At 49.5% G+C, this 19,487-nt stretch carries 15 protein-coding genes; 10 read left to right on the forward strand and 5 right to left on the reverse strand.

Going from position 1 to position 19,487, the window contains the following annotated elements:
• Positions 1-287: 287 nt before the first annotated feature.
• Together EKK48_11835 and EKK48_11840 are read right to left on the reverse strand one after the other, a co-directional pair.
• A complete protein-coding gene (locus tag EKK48_11835; protein RTL42671.1) occupies positions 288-788 on the reverse strand; it encodes a tetratricopeptide repeat protein in 501 nt (166 codons plus the stop codon).
• Positions 789-1,072: 284 nt separating this feature from the next.
• Positions 1,073-1,783, reverse strand: a complete 711-nt coding sequence (locus tag EKK48_11840) for a hypothetical protein (protein ID RTL42672.1) — start codon at positions 1,781-1,783, stop codon at positions 1,073-1,075.
• Positions 1,784-2,046: 263 nt separating this feature from the next.
• Between EKK48_11840 and EKK48_11845 the strand changes: the two genes are divergently transcribed.
• On the forward strand, positions 2,047-3,306 hold the full coding sequence (locus tag EKK48_11845) for a cation:dicarboxylase symporter family transporter (GenBank protein ID RTL42673.1): 1,260 nt from the start codon (positions 2,047-2,049) through the stop codon (positions 3,304-3,306).
• Between the two features lie 167 nt (positions 3,307-3,473).
• Here EKK48_11845 and EKK48_11850 read toward each other — a convergent pair whose 3' ends face one another.
• Both EKK48_11850 and EKK48_11855 read right to left on the reverse strand, forming a co-directional pair.
• Positions 3,474-4,694 carry a hypothetical protein gene (locus tag EKK48_11850; GenBank protein ID RTL42674.1) on the reverse strand — a complete coding sequence of 407 codons (1,221 nt, stop codon included), beginning with the start codon at positions 4,692-4,694 and terminating at the stop codon, positions 3,474-3,476.
• Between the two features lie 307 nt (positions 4,695-5,001).
• Positions 5,002-5,265 carry a hypothetical protein gene (locus EKK48_11855; protein ID RTL42675.1) on the reverse strand — a complete coding sequence of 88 codons (264 nt, stop codon included), beginning with the start codon at positions 5,263-5,265 and terminating at the stop codon, positions 5,002-5,004.
• Between the two features lie 82 nt (positions 5,266-5,347).
• Between EKK48_11855 and EKK48_11860 the strand changes: the two genes are divergently transcribed.
• The gene (locus EKK48_11860) at positions 5,348-6,466 is read left to right on the forward strand and encodes an SRPBCC family protein (GenBank protein ID RTL42676.1); all 1,119 of its coding nucleotides are present in this window, start codon (positions 5,348-5,350) and stop codon (positions 6,464-6,466) included.
• Positions 6,467-6,538: 72 nt separating this feature from the next.
• The gene (locus EKK48_11865; GenBank protein ID RTL42677.1) at positions 6,539-7,846 is read left to right on the forward strand and encodes an alpha-amylase; all 1,308 of its coding nucleotides are present in this window, start codon (positions 6,539-6,541) and stop codon (positions 7,844-7,846) included.
• 13 nt (positions 7,847-7,859) lie between these two features.
• Here the strand turns inward: EKK48_11865 and EKK48_11870 are convergent, their stop codons facing one another.
• Positions 7,860-9,065: a hypothetical protein gene (locus tag EKK48_11870; protein ID RTL42678.1), complete on the reverse strand. Its 1,206-nt coding sequence runs from the start codon at positions 9,063-9,065 to the stop codon at positions 7,860-7,862.
• 437 nt (positions 9,066-9,502) lie between these two features.
• On the opposite strand from EKK48_11870, the gene EKK48_11875 reads away from it, so the two are divergent.
• The 7 genes from EKK48_11875 (at position 9,503) to leuC (ending at position 19,461) form a co-directional block, all read left to right on the forward strand.
• Positions 9,503-11,167, forward strand: a complete 1,665-nt coding sequence (locus EKK48_11875; GenBank protein RTL42679.1) for a 2-isopropylmalate synthase — start codon at positions 9,503-9,505, stop codon at positions 11,165-11,167.
• A gap of 356 nt (positions 11,168-11,523) precedes the next feature.
• The gene (gene ilvD, locus EKK48_11880; protein ID RTL42680.1) at positions 11,524-13,200 is read left to right on the forward strand and encodes a dihydroxy-acid dehydratase; all 1,677 of its coding nucleotides are present in this window, start codon (positions 11,524-11,526) and stop codon (positions 13,198-13,200) included.
• Between the two features lie 15 nt (positions 13,201-13,215).
• Entirely contained in the window at positions 13,216-14,259 is a 1,044-nt protein-coding gene (gene ilvC / locus EKK48_11885; protein RTL42681.1) for a ketol-acid reductoisomerase, read from the forward strand.
• 3 nt (positions 14,260-14,262) lie between these two features.
• Complete coding sequence (locus EKK48_11890) at positions 14,263-15,921, forward strand: acetolactate synthase 2 catalytic subunit (protein ID RTL42682.1); 1,659 nt, start codon at positions 14,263-14,265, stop codon at positions 15,919-15,921.
• Positions 15,918-16,226: a hypothetical protein gene (locus tag EKK48_11895; protein ID RTL42683.1), complete on the forward strand. Its 309-nt coding sequence runs from the start codon at positions 15,918-15,920 to the stop codon at positions 16,224-16,226. Before EKK48_11890 ends, EKK48_11895 begins: the two co-directional genes overlap by 4 nt.
• Positions 16,165-18,015, forward strand: a complete 1,851-nt coding sequence (locus tag EKK48_11900; protein ID RTL42684.1) for a citramalate synthase — start codon at positions 16,165-16,167, stop codon at positions 18,013-18,015. Before EKK48_11895 ends, EKK48_11900 begins: the two co-directional genes overlap by 62 nt.
• Positions 18,016-19,461 carry a 3-isopropylmalate dehydratase large subunit gene (leuC, locus tag EKK48_11905; protein RTL42685.1) on the forward strand — a complete coding sequence of 482 codons (1,446 nt, stop codon included), beginning with the start codon at positions 18,016-18,018 and terminating at the stop codon, positions 19,459-19,461. It abuts the gene before it with no gap.
• The last annotated feature ends 26 nt before the right edge of the window (positions 19,462-19,487 follow it).

Consider the following 19,487-nt stretch of genomic DNA (forward strand, 5'->3'; position numbering starts at 1 on the left):
AGTCTGCCGACGGTATGAGCGAAATGGGTGGTTTGAGGCTGTTTTTTTTCCGATATCGGCAAAAATTCAGTTCAAAAGGCGTGAATTTCTTCCGATATCGGCAAAAATTCGATTTCTTAGGCACAAATTTCTTCCGATATCGGGAAAAAATCCTGTTCCGGAGGCATAAATTTCTTCCGATATCGGAAAAAATTCAAGTGTCGAAAGGTCTTTTCGACAAAAGAGTTTAACGAAAAGGCGCCCCCTTAGGGGCGCCAGTGCGGTGTGTGTTCGGGCGTCAAAAGACTTCAGGCGGTTTCAGCCACTTTCTTAATGGGCTGCATCTGTTTACGTGGCTTCAAATCGTTGAGGAAGCCTCGAATTTCTTCACAGTCTTCGTGTGACTCACCATATTCGCGGACGAGAATTGTCAGCAGTCTAGTCAGTAAGCGTTGTGCGTCAATCTCATTTTCCAGGGCACACTGAATCAGACCTAGATTGTAGAGATAAGGAATCAACTCGGCATCCTCTGCGCCTACGCTTCGTTCCTGGATTGAGAATGCTTTCTCGTACATGCGTCGAGCCCTGGTGTAATCACCTCTTTCTTCGAGAAGTTCGCCCTTTGCAAGTAGTTCGGTAGCAGTAATCATAATGACCTCCATACGAATGTATACGGCAGCGCCACCACATGTGGTATCGCATCGGTTCTGTCTGTTGTTTTGTTTAACGTTTAGTATCAAATTCGATCGCCGGGAATGCTCCGTCCTTTGCGATCCGGTCAGACAGCACATCGCCATGCATTCTTGCATCGGGGAGGTGGTGGTGAACCGTTTAACTTGATTTCGATGAGAACATCATAAACCCGGTCTCACATAGTTAGCAATACGGCTTACTGCATTGTTCTTGGATAGAGGAAAAATATATCCAATTATGAGATCGGCACAGGTACACGATTTCGTGCAAGTAACAAATGTATGTCTATGCTCATTGAATATAAATTCGAACGTTAAACGTCAAAGTTTTCGAATTCAGCACTTGTTAAATCGGGCTTGTCATGCGCTCCTCAGGCGCACCCTGCTTGATTTTACGAAAGTTACAAGTTTTCTTTCGCTACGTTTGCGTAGTAGGCTTTGTACTTGTGAATCTCTGATTCCCGCTCACAGTGCGATTTCTCCTTACTATCGCTTGCAGCATAAGCCCGATCTTCCCATCGGCGCATCTCCGATACGTGATAGTCGACTTCTTTCTGAAGGTCCATTTTTCGCTGCTTTCGGCGCATTTCATGCAATCGGAGTTGTTCGATGTCTACTGCATACTTTCGTAGCGTAATTCTATCTTTCTCCGGATCTCGCGACTCTGACTCAGTTTGCGCGATTAACCTGTTTCTCTCTCCTGTATAAAATTCGTCGTCAAAGTATTCCTTTGAGCCCGCCGCATAGCTCAGTTTCAACGAATTGAGGTAGGCTGCTTCCACGCCTGCATCTTCGGCCAGGCGTTGTTCTTGTGCTGCACGGGCGTTGGCGTCATTTTTATCGGACCACTCCTTGTTAAGGCGTTCACGTTCTAACTCTTCCGGACTTTTGATCCTGTTCAGGTGTGGAAATATCGCCTCGACTATAAACTGAATGCTCAGTAAGAACGCTGCCATGCTTTTGCCCATGATAAAAACGATTTCGCCCAGGGCATGCAAGTGTTCTTGTATGTTTTCAATCAGTTTGTGTTTCGGCACAACTAGCGCACTGCAGCACTGTTCGCACAAGACTCCGCTATGAAAGTGATTAAGTTCGATTGTTGCTGTTCTCATTTGTTGACCTCAAAATCAGCACGCAAGCTCGCGCGAGATGAACTCGCGCTTGACCATATAAGTAGATCTGAGCTAATGCGTGTACGAAGGTGTCGGGTTTCGACTGGGGTGCGGTTTTTATCCGCACGTGCAAAATATAGCGATCAGTTTTGGCATGCTCTTGGCATCGAAACATGAATTGATGCGGTTTTTACGAAGCTCGAAACACAACATTGTGCGTATCTGCTAGATTGTTAGCGACTTTTGCAGCCCGAAAGGTTCTCATGAAGATCAAATGGCCTAGTTTAACTACCCAAATATTTATTGGTTTGTTCGCCGGTATTGCCATAGGTTGGCTTTACCCGCAGGTGGGCCTGGCCATAGAGCCTGGTGCTGAAGTTTTCTTGCGAATGGTCAAAACCATTATCGCGCCTTTGATTTTTGCCACTCTCGTAGTTGGTATCGCAGGTGGTGGTCATGTCAGCTCTGTAGGCAGGCTCGGACTGAAATGCATGATTTATTTTGAAGTAGTAACTACTTTTGCGCTTGCGATTGGACTGCTGCTCGTCAACACTGTGCATCCTGGTTTTGGTGTTAATCTGACTTCCGGAAGCGAAGCTGAATTGGCTACACTGGCGGCAAAACAGCCGAATATCTCGGATATAGTGACACACATTTTCCCCAGTAGCGTGATCGACTCGATGGCGCGCGGCGATGTTCTACAGATAGTTGTGTTCACGATGTTGTTTGCAGTTGCGGTTTCCGCCACCAAAGCAACGATGATCGTTCAGTTCTGTGAACAGCTATCTTCGGTTATGTTCAAATACACCGGCTACGTTATGAAATTCGCTCCTGTCGGTGTTGCTTGTGCCATGGCTGCGACGGTTGGACATCATGGCGTAAGTGTCCTGGTTTCGCTCGGCAAGCTGGTTGGCACGCTGTACCTTGCTCTTTTCGTTTTTATCGCAGTTGTTCTTTTGCCAATTGCTTTGTTTGCCCGAATTCCTTTGAAGAAGTTTGCACAAGCAGTGAAAGAGCCTATGCTAATAGCCTTTTCGACCACCAGCAGTGAAGCAGCTTTTCCGAAGGCGATGCTCAATATGGAGAGCATCGGAGTGCCTCGTGGCGTAGTCAGTTTCGTTTTGCCGCTCGGCTATACCTTCAATTTAGACGGGACAACTCTGTATCTGTCTCTTGCTTCAGTATTTGTTGCTCAAGCGGCAGGCGTCAATTTGTCTATACAGCAGCAGGTCTTGATGATGCTGACTCTGATGTTGACCAGTAAAGGCGTCGCTGCAGTGCCGCGGGCGTCGCTGGTAATTTTGGCGGGCACGCTTGCATCGTTCAATCTGCCACTGTCAGGCATCGCGTTGATACTTGGAGTTGACACCGTCATGGATATGGCGAGAACTTCCGTGAATGTGCTCGGCAATTGCCTTGCATCAGCAGTAGTGGCGCGTTGGGAAGGCATCTTCGTGGATGCACCGCTCCCTGTTGTAGAAACGCCAACTGAGTCTGAAGTTGGCGTTGCGACGCACGGTTAGACGACGCACGGTTAGACGACGCGCGGTTTGACGGTGCACGCAGACGACACGGTTAGAACCCATGGTGAGCGCATTTAGCCGGAGATCTAGCAACCTTCCAACAGTGTTCTGAACATGTATTCGGTGACACGATCCGTGGACTTGCCGCTTTGATTTACTGCTTGGATTTATTGATTGATTTGCTTCAGGACATTGAGATAAGCTGTCGCTGCGGCGCCTGCTCGACCATCCGTGGGTGGCTGCCAGTATCCATTCATTTTATTGAATTCACGCACTGCCGGATCGAACTTGCCTAGCTGATATCCACCTTCGTCTGTCATGAATACGTGCGCTGCCTTTACTGCATTGAATTCTTCCGGTTTGAAAACGAAGGCTCTGTGCTGCGCCATGCCCCGATAGGCGGGATCCTCGAAGTCGATGATGTTGTATTTGATGTTCGTATTCGGAGCGTCAAGCCTGTCGTAAAACTTGGAGCGCCTCACTCTTATTGCCAGTTCTTCCGGACTGATTCCTGGTTCGTGTGGATGTTCCATCTCAAGGGTCATTGCGACTAGATCGGGGCGTTCTGTTTTAATCGACTCGGCGACTCTCTGAAGATGCAATGATCCAATTCCCTGAGACCTGTTTGCCTGGTTCGTAGCGACGAAGTCTAATCCAGCAAATTTGGTCGCTGATTCATCGTGCATGGAGGTGAACGAGAATGCACCTAGATTGCCGTCTGGGTCTCGAGTTGCGTGCACCAGAATTCTGCCTCGGGCAACGAGGTCTGCTACTTCATCTACGGGTTGTCGTTCAGCTTTGGGAAATGATGATTCATACAATGCGATAACATCTGAATCAAGTTGCTTTTCTCTGGTTGTTTTGAATGATTCAGGTTTATCTAAGGCTCTTGGAACTTCATTGAGCTTGAGCGAAGGTCTTGGCTCGAAGGACGGTGCTTTTGGCATCAACTCCGGTGTGAACTTGAACGCTGTGTAACCGCCGGCGATACCAGCTATGCCCATTGCAGTGTAGTCTACCAGTCCGGCCCCAACGTTTCCAGCTAGAACAGTCTTGTTGTGCGCTAGATTTCCGGGATCGTTCCATACGTCGTAGGCCGGCGCGCCTAGTTTCACGGCCCAGTCGGCTGTTGCTAATCCGACCCCAACTTTTGTCGCGAATGGCACAGCCGCTTTCATCACGGGGGCTAGTGACTCGCCTAACAAAGCGGGATTCTTAGTCATGGCTGCAATTCCGGCACCGGTAACGGCAGCAATCGCTGCTTCGGTAAATATTTCTGACTTGTGATTCTGAATATGGTCCTTTACGGAATTCCACAGGTTCTCTTTCAGACTGCCGAAAAGTTCGGCTTCGTTTGCTACATTAGTGCGAAAGTCAGTCTTATCCATGCCCTCTCCCGTGTATCGTTGAATTTAGTGTTCCGGTGCCACTTAGATTCTGTTCAATTTTGTGTCGGAGATGTGACGGGATTGTTTCATCGTGCGTATTTACCGCACGGTTTATGACCAATTATGGTTTATGCCGGAGCAGATGGTTGGCCCACACTTAATCGCTTCTTACGACAATACTGCGGTCGTGTCGGTGAGAGCGATAATTGGAGTTGTTACAGTTCTGTTCAGATACTTCTGTAGATTATGATACTGGCTGCGGCCCCAGAGCTCCAGGGCACTGAATACAGTGCGAATCTGGTGTCATCTATTTTTTCTTCGCTCTTTCAGAGTCGGCAAGAAGTTTTAAGGCGAAATCGTGACTATCTTTCATCTCGAGCATCTGCATCGTCATTCCGCTGACTTGATTCTCCAGATCGGCAATCTTAGCCTTTAGCTCTTCTATTTGCTGTTTGTCAGCTGGTTGTAATCTGTGCGTTATGAAAGCCTGAGTAATATCGTTTATAGGGCGTTTCAGAACCAGAGCCAAAATAACTGCCCAGAAACCTGCTACTGCGATTATGCCTTCCAAGATTTACTCCTCCACGAACGCCGATATTACACGTTTCTCTTGAATTTGGGAATATGACTAAAGCCCCTGTTCCGAGGTTTAGGTGGAAGGTTCTTTAGCGATTATTGGCTTCTGGCTTTTCATGATCGCTCTGGTTATGAAAAAGCCATTGATGACTTTTATCGAAAGGTCGAAAGAGGTCAGCACTACCAATCAGCAGGTGCTTCAGAGATTGCAGCAACTGGAAACAGTTTCCCAGTCAATGGCTAGGGATCTCGCCGAAATCCGCACATTGATTCAATCTCAAAGCGCGGATGGTGAATTGCTGAAATTAAAAGAGACTCTGGATGTTGATCAGGATCCGGCAGCGTCTGCCGTCGTTCAATCGTCACTTCTTGTGAATCAGCCAGAACGAGAACGCGGATTAGAACATTTGTTGGAACGTTCATCGACTTCTGAAATTCTGGGAACCGTTGAAGATTCGACCACAATTCGCTTCGAGCGTGTTCTTCCAGCCGAGGTTGAAACAGTTTGGCGCTATTTGACCGATCCTGATCTGGTCTGCAAGTGGCTTGGCAAATCTAGTATGCAGCCTCGAGGCGGCGGGCGCATTGAGATCAATTTCGACAGTGAGATGCAAGTCGATGGTGTTGCACGAATTCGCGGTTTGATCGACCGTTTCGATGCACCGAAATCGATTGCATACTCCTGGATAGATACTCAGTCGGCTCTGCCCTCACACGTTTCTTTCGAACTCAGCGAGCATGAGGAGAGTGAGACTAACCTCGTTCTTGTTCACTCTGGACTGCCTGAAGACAAGCTGGCTGAGTTTCTTGCCTTATGGCACACTCGACTCGATGCGTTAATCGCACATCTAAAGGGGCTGGTCCCACCTGACTTCGTTTCAAACTTCAGAAAGCTTCTGCCCATATATACCGCGGTGGCACTGTCGATGGCGACAAGTGTGGAGACAGCGGAAGCAGCTGTTAGTGATCAGGGGTATCAAACTATCCGTATTGAGCGTTCGCATCTGCTTACAAAGTATGACAATCACTGGCACGATGCAGACGAATTAGAAAAAGAGATTGTACGCTTGAAGCATGAAAATACAGCGGCTGCCGATCAAATCATCGACCAACTCGATAAAAAACTCAAAGACGAATATCGTGACTTGCGTCAAATTGAGTTGGATATCCGTGCGCTGGACAAAGCCTTGCTTTAGTGTGGTTGACCGAACTCTTACTGATATCGAATGCTCGACTGACATTTCGTGTCCGGATGGTTTTATGTACTGATGGTTGAGTGGATTCGTGATACTGTCTGGTGGCATGTTTATCCGCTCGGTTTCTTTGGTGCGGAGAAACTTGCACTTCCGCCTGATGCCATGCCTAATCCGCGATTGCGCTCGTTCGAGGCGTGGTTCGATTATGTTTGCCATTTGGGTTGCAACGGAATTCTTCTAGCGCCTCTTTTCTCGTCTGAGAGTCATGGTTATGACACGACCGATTTCTACAATCTGGACTCTCGCCTCGGCACAAATGCTGACCTTATCTGGTTTATTGAGAGTTGCCGCGAGCGCAACATAAGGGTTGTATTCGACGGTGTTTTCAATCATGTGGGGCGATCTTTCGGTCCGTTCCAGGACGTCAGGCAGCACAGGCAACAATCTCGTTTCGCGTCCTGGTTTCTGATTGATTGGAACAATGGTGCTAACGAAGACGGTTTCTCATATGTCAATTTTGAGGGGCATCACCGCCTTGTTAAGCTCAATCACAATAACCCTGAGGTGGTCGAATATGTGGTCAACGTGATCAATCACTGGTTGGGGTTTGGAATCGATGGTTGGCGTCTTGATGCTGCCTACGCCGTGGCTCCCCATTTTTGGCAGCAAGTTCTGGATAGGGTGAGGCAGAAGTTTCCCGACGCCTGGTTTTTAGGAGAAGTAATTCACGGGGATTACGTCAACAGCGTTCGTCAGGGGCATCTTGAATCGGTTACACAGTATGAGCTGTGGAAAGCTATTTGGAGTGCTCTAAACGACCGAAACTTCTTTGAACTGTCACATGCGCTCAATCGGAATAATGACTTTAGCAAAGTCTTCTTGCCAAACACTTTTGTCGGCAATCATGATGTTACGCGCATCGCTACAGAACTAAAGGATGTACGAGACGTCGAATTGGCTCTGGCTGTTCTTTGCACTGTTCCTGGAACGCCGTCGATATATTATGGTGACGAGCAGTTGTGGATGGCCAGGAAAGAAAAGAGAGCTGGTGGCGATGACGCAATCCGTCCGTGTTTCCCATCTCACCCACAGTTGCTGAGCGGAAATAGTTCAGCATTCGACACATACCGAGACTTGATCTGGTTGCGTAGAAACAATCCCTGGATAGCTTCATCGCAGATCAAAATGATTACTCTGACAAATCAGACATCTGTGTATGAAACCAAATGTGGTGCTAATAGGTTTTTTGTTGCGTTGAATGTGAGCGATTCTGAGTTCAAAATACATTCATCGGCTGAATGGAATCTGGTAAATGGTCGAGCCCAAGCTGGCGCTGCCGGATGGCTTGTCCCCTCTCATGGGTGGGCGATATTTAACTAGTGGGTCTGGTGGGCTACAGTTTTATAGGCACTGTCCATCCCAGCAACTTGATGGCATCGACGACCTTCATGCCTCCCCGCAGGCAATAGCTCATTATGATCATTGACTGATCCAGGTTTAAATGTCCTTCTTTGATTGCCTGCCGCAGTGTCTCTGCTGTTTGTGTAACTTGCTTTTCCTCGGCTGCATCGAATACTTCTAAATCTTCAGTCAGGCGTTCGTGCTCCGGCAGATGCGGTCGATCTGCAGTTGATACCAGCTGTGATACCGGTACGCCTGTCAGTGCTCCTGCCAAACGGAGGAATTCATCCTGACTGATGTCTCGTTGATACTTCGTCTCAGGACTAGTTTCGCGTGCAACGCACTTATCCAGTGATTCGTTAGTCTTATGCATGTGATTTAGAGCTCTAATAGCTGCTTCTTTTGACAGCACTTTGCAGGAGACGAGCTTTTGTAATTCCAAACCGGCATTGAGTTTGTCTTCTGTAATCCATTCAAGGTCAAGAAGAGTCTCTCCTACACGCTGGTCGCCCTGCACGGACATTTCAAGGGCGGTGAGTAAATCGCTGGTAGAAATTATGCCTGACTCGACCAGCAACTCACCGATACGCAGATCTGGACCGCGTTTCTGGGTAGAGGCTCGATTGGAGAGATTGTGTTCGACATGCTTTATTCTCTCTCTCAAGGAGCAGAGTTGCGAAATTGCCATGTCTCGATTTAGCTGCCCGTTGCGAATTTTGGTTTGGATGTCTAGCGTGCTCAACAAAAGTGGTCGGGAAAGGGCGTTCGTGAGGACAAGTACCCTGCCCAGTGGCAACATGCTTGACTGACTGGTGGCAAGCGCTTTAGTCAATTTCAGTTGATCTACCAGTTTGGATGCGGAGAGCAATTCACCCAGAGTACTGCTTTTAACGTCGTTATCTCTCGACCATCGCATTTCTTTTAGGGCTGCATTGAGTGTCAGTCCTCGTTTCTTGACGATCTGGATAGCATGAACGACCTGATCTTCGGTAGCCAGACCGTCTTTCAGCATCGATTGTGCCTGGACCGCCGTTCGCAAAATGCGGTCTGAAATCTCTCCGGACATGACAAGAACGCTGCCGACCGGTAAATCTGTGGTTCTATTCAGTTGCAGGAGGTCCTCAAGCTGGTCACCCTTGAGTAGTTCCATTTTCTTTAAGAGCGGACCAATTCTTAGGTCGGTCTGGACCTGTTCCATGAGATACCTGCGGTCGCGATTTAAGCCACACACATTTCATACCACACGACTATGGCATGTCTCACCTTTACTTAACGGCTTTTCCTTATCGTGGAGTAGGTTTTGGGCTTGAATTTTTTCCGATATCGGAAAAAATTCAAGATCCAGCTCGTTCCTTATGTATAGTAGACCGCCGGTTCTGTCCCCAGACCCCGGCATGTAGCAGTCTACATAGAGTTCTTTACTTTTCATTGACAATGTTCTGAGGCTGCCATATAACACTCATATGTCAACCAAGCGCTCTGAAATTCCTGCGACCTCCAGCCTTACGCTAACGCTACTAGGCGGACTACTACTGCGCGGAATTTTTTAGACAGAGCAACTAACTTAAGACATCAATTCTCAAGGCTCTGTTTTCTACAGAGCCTTTTTTGTCACTCAAATCAAGGAACCAGCAAATGAACGCCGAACAAACTAAGGATCGTCATATCAAAATTTTCGATACGACCTTGAGAGATGGTCAGCAATGCCCAGGAGCGGGCATGGATTTCGAGCACAATCTCGAATATGCCAGGCTGGCTTGTGCCCTTCGCGTCGATGTATTAGAAGCTGGTTTCCCCTCAGCCAGCAAGATGGACTTTGACATTGTTCGCACTATTTGCGAAGAAGTGGCAACAATGGACTATAAGCCGACCATAGCTGGTTTGTGCCAGTTGCGTGAAGAGCAAGTAATTCGCACAATCGAGTCGTTGCAGCCGCTGGTCCCATTCGGCAAAGCTCGTTTGCATACTTATGTTCCAGTTGACCCTGAATTGATGCCGGCCTCTCTCGGTAAGCTTGCCGATGACAAAGAGAGAATCATCGCCGACCTTTATCGACTGACACGCATGGCTGTAGAAGCCGGCATGGAAGTTCAGTTCAGCCCTGAAGGTTACTCACGCATGCGGGGGAACTTCGATTTCACAACCGATTTGATTCGCGCCGCCATACAGGCTGGCGCCACTGTCATCAACTGTCCTGACACAATAGGCGGCGCCTCGGTATTTGAAGGTGAAGACTATTTTGTGAGGAAGATGGTCAGACATGCTGAAATCATGCGTCGAGAGTTTCCGGCGCAAAACATCATCTGGTCAGTACACTGCCACAATGATTTCGGATTGGCGGTCCAGAACTCCTTGAACGGGGTAATTGATGGACCGGCCTCACAAATTGAAGGATGTATCAACGGTATTGGTGAGCGGGCTGGAAACGCTGCGCTTGAACAGTGCATCATGATCGTCAAACATTTCAGTGAAGCTTCCGGCAACGAAAATCCCTATTACACGACTGTGGCGACTGAGAAGTTGCAGGAGATTTCTGATTTTGTCAGTCAGCACATGTTGCCCCGCCAGCCGCACTGGCCCGTTAGTGGAGACAACGCCGCCAAGCATTCTTCCGGCGGTCATACAAATGCTATTTTGAAGAACCCCATGGCCTATCAGCCGTTTGACCCGAAAGAGATCGGTAAGAAAATTTCTTTCTTGTTTGGTCCTTTGAGCGGTGGCAATCATGCCAAATCAATCATCGAAGACTTTGGCTATATCTGTGAAGAGTCGGAAAAGGCAGAAGTCGCCCAGTTCATAAAAAATCAGTTCCCGCTGCGTCGTAAGGGCATTACTGACGATGAGTTGTTCGGTGCTTATGTGAAGTATCGTCAACCAATTCATATCGAATCGATTGAATACTCCAAACAGGCTGACAGAGCGCAAGTTAAGCTGCTGGGAAGATTCTTTGACGAAGTCGGTCTGGTAGAAGAAGACAACGCCGGACGCGATTCAGCCCTTGCAGCAGTAAAAAATGCCATTGAAAAACGTTTCGGCAAGTTCCAGATTCTCAGCCACAGAAGCCATTCTGATGGCGCAGGTATCGATGCTTGCAGTATTTCAGAGATCTACATAAGCACAGAAAGCGGAATGCAATTTAAAGGCAACGGTCAGGATCACGACATCGAGATCTCTGCTATCAAGGCATTAATTGATGCTGTTAACAGAGCTTATGTTCACAGGCATTTCGCTGTAAACTCTGAATCTGTCGCCGTTATGGGTGGCAAAGAAGAGAAGTCGAAACAAGTTTCGGTGGCGTAAGTGTAACGACCTTTCAGCTAATTTGAAGGCGGGGGTTGACGCATTCTGGAGGTCAGCTATGCTTAAGAAATCGCAGGGCGTGAAATCGCCTCGTCTTCTTCCTATATTTTGGATGTCGTGAACAACAACTCTATTCTAGTAGTCGGTATTAACGTCCTAGTGCTAATTATGCGCTATCGGTGCGGGCCGCCTGCTTAAGCAAGCAATGAACAATGCCCCGCACCTTATCCAGGTAGCGGGGCTTTTTTTCAGGCAATTTTTCGAGCAACTTTTCGAGCAATTTAAGTCCATCGATCTTTCAGTATTCATCCAACATTCAGGTCAGTCCTACTCGCCAGTCCTACTCGGAGACAACAATGCATAGCGACGCAATTAAGAAGGGAATCAGTCGAGCGCCGGCTCGAGCTATGTTGAAGGCAACTGGTTTGACCGACGAAGATTTGAGCAAGCCGCTTGTCGCCATTGCCAACACCTGGACCGAAGCGGGTCCGTGTAACTATGGATTGCGCGATCTTTCAGAAAAGGTCAAGGAAGGTGTTCGTAAAGCTGGTGGTACTCCGATTGAATTCAACACAATCGTTGTATCAGACGGCATCTCGATGGGGACAGAGGGAATGAAAGCCTCTCTCGTCTCGCGTGAAGTAATTGCTGATTCAATCGAGTTGGCTGTGCGTGGTCATATGTTTGACGCTGTTGTGGCTCTGACTGGATGCGACAAAACTACTCCGGCTGCTGTTATGGCTCTGGCCAGATTAGACCTTCCTTCTCTGGTTATGTACGGCGGCTCGATCATGCCCGGTCATTTCCGTGGACGCGATGTCACTATCCAGGAAGTATTCGAGGGTGTGGGCTCTTGTGCAGCGGGTCTGATGAGTGAAGCTGATCTGGCAGAACTGGAGAATCAAGCCTGTCCAGGGGCGGGTTCATGCGGCGGACAGTTCACGGCCAACACTATGTCTACGGCAATAACGTTCCTTGGAATGTCGCCGATGGGAGCCAATGATATTCCTGCGCTGGACCCGCGCAAGCTTGAGGCCGCTAAGCGTTGCGGCGAGATCGTCATGGACATCTACAAGCAAGGATTGAAGCCCAGTCAGATCATCACCAGGAAGGCGCTCGAGAACGCCATAGCGTCAGTTATGGCGACAGGCGGATCCACGAACGCTGTCTTGCATCTGCTTGCCATTGCCCGTGAAGCTAATGTGCCTTTGACTCTCGACGAGTTCGACGCCATCTCGCGCAAGACACCTACTGTCGTCGATCTGAAGCCGGGCGGAAAGTTTGTCGCTCCGGATATGGAGGCAGCCGGCGGTATGAGACTCCTGGCTAAGCGCTTGATGGATGCAGGACATTTGCGTGATGCGTTGACCGTGACAGGACGAAATCTTTTCGAAGAAGCTGCAGAAGCTGTGGAGACGCCAGGGCAGCAGGTAATCCGGGCGGTTGATAATCCTGTTAAAGCAACAGGCGGAATCGTTATATTGCGTGGATCGCTTTCGCCTGACGGTTGCGTGATGAAGATCTCCGGTCATGAAACGAAATATTTCCAGGGACCGGCAAAAGTTTTCGATTCTGAAGAAGAAACTTTCGAAGGTTTGATGCGCGGTGACATAAAGGCTGGAGACGTTGTGGTAATCCGCTATGTCGGACCTAAGGGTGCTCCGGGCATGCCTGAGATGTTGCAGGTCACAGGAGCCATCGTCGGAGCCGGTCTGGGGGCAAGCGTCGCCCTGATCACTGACGGGCGCTTCAGCGGAGCCTCCCACGGTCTGGTTGTCGGGCATGTCGCCCCCGAGGCAGCCGTCGGTGGACCGATTGCATTAATTCAGAACGGTGATGTTATTACGATTGACGTTGTCAATAGAAGCCTTAATGTAGAGGGCGACATCAAGTCGCGCGCCAGCGACTGGAAGGCCCCTGAGCCTAAATATAAGACTGGCGTATTTGCTAAATACTGGCAGACAGTTTCATCTGCGGCTCATGGAGCCGTGACTGGCAGCTTCCCGGACGAGCTTGCCGTAAGCGTTCACTAGAAAGAGGAGAAGATAATGACCAAGATGTATTGGGAAGCCGATGCCAACGCAGACGCACTGAAAGGAAAGACCATCGCCGTGCTCGGCTACGGCAGCCAGGGCCGTGCTCATGCCATGAACCTGCGCGACAGCGGTTGCGATGTGGTCTTGGGACTTCGCAAAGGCGGCAAGACCTGGCAGCAGGCTGAAGAAGATGGATGGACTCCCAAAGAGCCTAAAGCTGCTGTCGCAGGCGCTGATGTGGTTGTTATCTTGACGCCTGACATGGCTCAACCAGAGCTCTTTACCGAATTTGTCGCCCCAAATCTAAAAGATGGTGGCACTGTTCTGTTTGCCCATGGATTCAACATCCACTACAAACAAATCCAGCCCAAAGAAACCATCGATGTCGTCATGATCGCTCCAAAGGGACCCGGTGGTCTGGTTCGCAGAACCTATGAAGAAGGAAATGGTGTTCCCTGTCTGCTCGCTGTACACCAAAATGCGACAGGTAAAGCATTTGATACAGCTCTGGCATACGCTCATGCATTGGGCGGCACCAAAGCCGGTGTGCTGGAAACGACTTTTGCAGAAGAGACCGAGACCGATCTGTTTGGCGAACAAGCCGTATTGTGCGGCGGCGTCACCGAGCTTATTGCTGCTGGTTTCGAAACTCTCGTTAAGGCCGGCTATAAGCCAGAGGTGGCTTACTTCGAGTGTTTGCATGAAGTGAAGCTGATTGTCGACTTGATTTACGAAGGTGGATTCGCCCGCATGCACGAGTTTGTCAGCGACACTGCCAAGTACGGCGACCTGACACGTGGACCGCGTGTTGTCGACGCCAAGACCAGAGAGACGATGCAGACAATTCTCACTGAAATTCAAGACGGTACTTTCGCTAAAGAGTGGATCGCTGAAACGAAAGCCGGTCAGAAAAACTACAAACGCTTGTTGGAAGAAGACCTCAATCATCCGGTCGAGGCAGTCGGTAAGAAGCTGCGCGCCAATATGTCGTGGCTGCAAAAATCGTCCAAGAAAGATAACAAGCAACTCGCAACGAGCGGAAAGGCAAACAAGTAAAAGATGAAAGGCGCCGATATCCTGATCAAAGCGTTGGAAAACGAAGGTGTAGATGTCATCTTCGGATATCCAGGCGGTGCAATTATGCCCGTCTATGACGCGCTGGTCGGGAGCAAACTGAAGCATATCCTGGTTCGCCACGAGCAGGCTGCCGCACTGGCTGCAGACGGCTACGCACGGGCCAGCGGCAATGTGGGCGTTTGCATGGCCACTTCCGGTCCCGGCGCCACCAATCTTCTTACAGGCATTGCCAATGCGCAATTAGATTCTGTGCCCATGGTGGCAATCACCGGTCAGGTGAGTACGACACTCATGGGCACAGATGCCTTCCAGGAAGTCGATATCTTCGGTATGTCGATGTCGGTAGTCAAACACAATTTCATTGTCAGAAAGACAGCCGATATCGCCAAAACCATTCACGATGCTTTTGAATTGGCGCGTTCAGGACGTCCCGGTCCGGTACTCGTAGACTTGCCTAAAGATGTAGTCTCCGCCGAACTGGAAGATGTGCAGTTCCTTCCCAGTTCGAGCAAGCCTATGCCTCGTCCACACTCAAAAGATTTGCACATTGCTCACGATCTGATCTTGAACAGCCGACAGCCGCTTGTGTACGCAGGTGGTGGCATTCGCATCGCAGGAGCATCGAAAGAGCTGTGCGCATTCGTTGACGCCCTGGGAATTCCTGTTGTCACTACATTGCAAGGTCTGGGTGCAATTCCAGCCAATCATCCCCTGAATTTAGGCATGCTGGGCATGCATGGAACCAAAGCTGCAAACTTCGCTGTGCAGTCTTGCGACTTGTTAATCTGTGTCGGCGCTCGGTTTGACGACCGGGTCACAGGTAAGCTGGCTGAATTTGCTCCGGGTGCGAAAGTTATTCATATGGACGCAGATCCTGCTGAAATCGGCAAGCTGCGTATGGTTCATTGCGCTCTCATGGGTGACATCAAAGTTTCTTTGAATTTCTTGCACGGACCCGGCCGCCCTGAAATAGATTTCTGGGTCAAGCGCTGTTTGGCCAATAAAGAGAAGTTCGCATGGGACTACAACGCTCCTATGGAAAGCGTTTATGCGCCTAAGTTCATAAAGCAAATGAGCGATCGCGCCCCTGAAAATACCTTTGTTAGTTGTGATGTTGGTCAGCACCAGATGTGGGTTGCCCAACATTACGGCTTTAAGTCGCCAAATAACCATTTAACAAGTGGTGGTCTTGGCACGATGGGATTTGGCTTGCCGGCTGCCATCGGCGCTCAGTACGCCAGCCCCGAATCAGCTGTCGTGGCTGTATCCGGTGATGGCTCGATCATGATGAATATTCAAGAGCTGGCGACGCTCAAGCGCTATAACATTCCAGTCAAAATTGTTCTTTTTGACAATAAGGCACTGGGGATGGTGCGTCAGTGGCAAGAGTTGTTTTTCAATGAAAATTACAGCGAAGTTGACCTCTCCGACAATCCGGATTTCGTCAAGGTCGCAGAAGCATTCGGCATTCCCTCATTCAGAGTGGAGCGAGCCGATCAGGTAGATGAGGCAATCGACCGTATGTTCGATCAAAAGGGACCAGTTCTTTTGCATGTGCTCATCGATCCCAAAGAAAATGTATGGCCGCTGGTGCCACCCGGAAAGTCTAATGAACAGATGATGGAGGCAAAGATAGTATGAAATTCACAGTAAGCATTCGCTTGACCAACACCGAGGGAGCACTTGAAAGATTGCTCGGTCGGCTACGGCAGCGCGCTTTCGAAATTTCAAGCATGTCTGCGGAGCGTACCGCCGACCGTGCCTTCCTGGATGCTCGTTTCACCATTGAAGGCACACGCGATGTCGAGCCCGTTATTAAGCAACTGGCAAAGTGCTACGAAGTTCAAAGTCTCAAGTTTCAATATATCGAAGGGGGAGCGCAAAATGGTCAGTGGCAGAACCACTCAGAAAGACACACAGAAAGAGAAGTTTGTCTTCCTGTATGACACGACCCTTCGTGATGGGACGCAGCGAAAAGGTCTCAGTCTCTCGCTTGAAGATAAGCTGAAAATTGCTTACTTGCTGGATAAGTTCGGTGTTTCTTACATCGAAGGTGGCTGGCCTGGCTCAAACCCGAAGGACATGGAGTTTTTCAAACGCCTGAGCAAAAATCCACCTAAAAACGCAACAGTGGTGGCGTTTGGCAGTACCAGGCGAGTTGGCATCAAACCCTGCGACGATTTGAACTTACGGGCTCTCCTTGAAGCAGGCACGAAGGCAGTAGCTCTGGTCGGGAAGGCGTCGACGTTGCACGTTACTGAGGTGCTTGGCACTGACCTGCAAGAAAACTTGAACATGATTGCAGACAGTGTTGCTTACATGAAGGAACACGGCAAGGAAGTTATTTTCGACGCCGAACACTTTTTCGATGGCTATAGAGCCAATCCGGAATACGCTCTGCAAACGGTCAAGACGGCAGCTGATGCCGGCGCTGACTGGGTGGTTCTGTGTGACACCAATGGTGGTTCACTGCCAGGCTGGGTAAGTCAAGTCGTATCGCGAGTTTTTGCTGAGGTCGGCGACAAAGTCGGAGTGCATGTTCACAACGATGGTGAGCTTGCCGTGGCAAACAGCCTGGCAGCTGTCGAAGCTGGGGCACGCCACGTTCAGGGTACAGTCAACGGTTACGGTGAACGTTGCGGCAATGCTAATCTCATATCGATTGTGCCGAATCTGCAATTGAAGATGGGCTATACCTGCGTATCCGATGCCAGCATCAAGCTCCTAACTGAAGTATCGCGCACGGTAAGCGAGATAGCCAATCTCAATCCAGACACGCACGCACCATATGTAGGTGCATCGGCGTTCGCCCACAAAGGTGGATTGCACGTTGCTGCTGTTGAAAAACTGACGTCGAGTTACGAACACATCGATCCGTCGGTAGTTGGAAATACCCGTCAGATTGTCGTATCTGAGCTTTCGGGACGCGGAAATATTCGTATGTTGGCAACAGACCTGGGCGTGCGAATTAGCGGCAGTGAGGCAAACGTTCTCGGTCAGGTTAAGGAACTGGAAGGCAAGGGTTATCAATTTGAAGATGCTGAAGGCACTGTCGAGTTGATGATGCGCCGATGCAATCCACAATACAGTGCACCATTTGAAAAATTAGACATGATGGTCGTTGTTTCGGACCGTGTCGCTACGGGGATGACTGCCGAAGCGGTTGTTAAATTGCGTGTCAATGGTGAGACCGTTCATACTGCAGCTGAAGGTGGCGGACCTGTTCATGCCCTCGATCAGGCCTTGCGTAAGGCTTTGCTGCCGGCGTATCCGCAGTTGCATGAAGTGAGACTGGCTGATTATAAGGTGAGAATTCTCGATCCCGATCAGGCAACCGACGCTACGACGCGCGTGGTGATCGAGGCTGCATGCGGCGAGGAGCGCTGGTCAACTGTGGGCTGCTCGCAGAACATTATCGAAGCAAGCCGTCAGGCGCTGATGGATGCTCTCGAGTTGTTCCTTTTGCGGCAAGAAGAGAGAAGTGCTGAGAGTTCCCTATCGGAAAAAGGCTCCAAAGGGGCTGTAGATGTGGCTGTAGATGTGGCAGTAGATGTGGCTCGAAGCAAAGCCGTAAATGTACCGGCCAATGCAGCATCGAATAAAGCTGCAGATAAAGCAAATAAAGCGACAAAGGTTTCGCCAAATGCGGCTGTAAATGTGGCTGCAAATGTAAGTACTAAGTTGACTGCGTCAGTGACTGGCAAAGTCGTGACTAAGCAGGAGGTCGTAGCATAAATGGCTGGTCAAGCACAAACAACAGCGAATTCAAAGAACTCTTCTAAAAAAGAGGCTCGCAGTATTGTCGAGAAAATCTGGGATTCACATGTTGTCACCCAATTGGAAGGGCATCCGGCAGTTTTTGCTATTGACCTGATGTTGATTCACGAAGTAACTTCCGCTCAAGCTTTCCAGACTCTAGATGCGAAAGGACTGAAGGTTTTCGATCCAAAACGATTACTGGGCACAATCGACCACAGTATTCCGACACGAAAAAATCGCTGGGAAATCTATGACGAGTCGGCTAAGGCCCAGGTGGAAGCCCTCAGACAAAACTGCAAAAATCACGGCATTCCATTTCTCGATTTTGATAAAGGTCAGGGAATTGTTCACGTCGTCGGACCGGAGCTTGGCATAACGCAGCCTGGGATGACAATTGTATGCGGTGACTCGCACACATCCACTCACGGCGCTTTCGGTGCATTAGCTTTCGGAATTGGTACATCCGAAGTTGGTCACGTGCTTGCCACGGGATGCTTGCTGCAGCAGAAACCGAAGTCGATGCGAGTCGAATTCAAAGGTAAAGCTGGCAAAGGTGTCTATGCCAAAGATGTCATTTTGCGTTTGATTGCTGAAATCGGCGTAGGTGGTGCGACCGGACACGTGATCGAATATGTCGGTGATGCGATTCGAAACATGACTATGGAAGAACGCATGACTGTCTGCAATATGAGCATTGAATGTGGTGCCAGAGCTGGTCTTATCGCACCGGATCAAGTTACATTCGACTATCTCAAAGGCAAACCGCATGCTCCCAAGGGTAGAGCCTGGGATGAAGCGGTCGAGCACTGGAAAGCGTTAGTCAGTGATGATGATGCGCAATTCGATCGACGAATCGAAATCGACCTCTCGGCATTGAAACCGATGGTCACCTGGGGAACCAATCCCGGGCAGGGCGTGCAGATCAATCAACCGATTCCGTCTGTCAAATCTCTTCCTGAGCAAGAGCAGGGTGTGGCGGTGCGAGCGCTTGAATATACCGGGCTTTCTGAAGGGGCAACGATGCAGGGTACGCCAATTGACTGGGCCTTCGTCGGTTCTTGCACTAACGGTCGTATTGAGGATTTGCGTGTTGCCGCTTCCATTTTGAAAGGCAAGAAAATCAAAGATACCGTCACTTTCTATGTGGTGCCGGGTTCTGAAGCGGTTATGGAACAAGCTGTCAAGGAAGGGCTTCCAGAAATTTTCGAAGCGGCGGGCGCACAATTTAGAATGCCGGGTTGCTCCATGTGTCTGGCTATGAATGATGACAAAGTGCCGGAAGGAAAGCGCTGTATCAGTTCTTCTAACCGAAATTTTGTCGGGCGTCAGGGTCCGGGAAGTATTACACACCTTGCCTCTCCGGCGACTGTCGCTGCCAGTGCCATCGAAGGACGGATAGCTTCTGCGGAAAATTATTTGTAATTAGTTCGCCTGGGCTCCTGGCGAAA

This window comes from Candidatus Melainabacteria bacterium (assembly GCA_003963305.1).
Taxonomy (GTDB): Bacteria; Cyanobacteriota; Vampirovibrionia; order Obscuribacterales; family Obscuribacteraceae; genus PALSA-1081.

Coding starts and splice junctions, on each gene's coding strand:
- EKK48_11835 (RTL42671.1), bottom strand. CDS start 788: ATGCAAGAATGCATGGCGATGTGCTGTCTGACCGGATCGCAAAGGACG.
- EKK48_11840 (RTL42672.1), bottom strand. CDS start 1,783: ATGAGAACAGCAACAATCGAACTTAATCACTTTCATAGCGGAGTCTTG.
- EKK48_11845 (RTL42673.1), top strand. CDS start 2,047: ATGAAGATCAAATGGCCTAGTTTAACTACCCAAATATTTATTGGTTTG.
- EKK48_11850 (RTL42674.1), bottom strand. CDS start 4,694: ATGGATAAGACTGACTTTCGCACTAATGTAGCAAACGAAGCCGAACTT.
- EKK48_11865 (RTL42677.1), top strand. CDS start 6,539: ATGGTTGAGTGGATTCGTGATACTGTCTGGTGGCATGTTTATCCGCTC.
- EKK48_11870 (RTL42678.1), bottom strand. CDS start 9,065: ATGGAACAGGTCCAGACCGACCTAAGAATTGGTCCGCTCTTAAAGAAA.
- EKK48_11875 (RTL42679.1), top strand. CDS start 9,503: ATGAACGCCGAACAAACTAAGGATCGTCATATCAAAATTTTCGATACG.
- ilvD (RTL42680.1), top strand. CDS start 11,524: ATGCATAGCGACGCAATTAAGAAGGGAATCAGTCGAGCGCCGGCTCGA.
- ilvC (RTL42681.1), top strand. CDS start 13,216: ATGACCAAGATGTATTGGGAAGCCGATGCCAACGCAGACGCACTGAAA.
- EKK48_11890 (RTL42682.1), top strand. CDS start 14,263: ATGAAAGGCGCCGATATCCTGATCAAAGCGTTGGAAAACGAAGGTGTA.
- EKK48_11895 (RTL42683.1), top strand. CDS start 15,918: ATGAAATTCACAGTAAGCATTCGCTTGACCAACACCGAGGGAGCACTT.
- EKK48_11900 (RTL42684.1), top strand. CDS start 16,165: ATGGTCAGTGGCAGAACCACTCAGAAAGACACACAGAAAGAGAAGTTT.
- leuC (RTL42685.1), top strand. CDS start 18,016: ATGGCTGGTCAAGCACAAACAACAGCGAATTCAAAGAACTCTTCTAAA.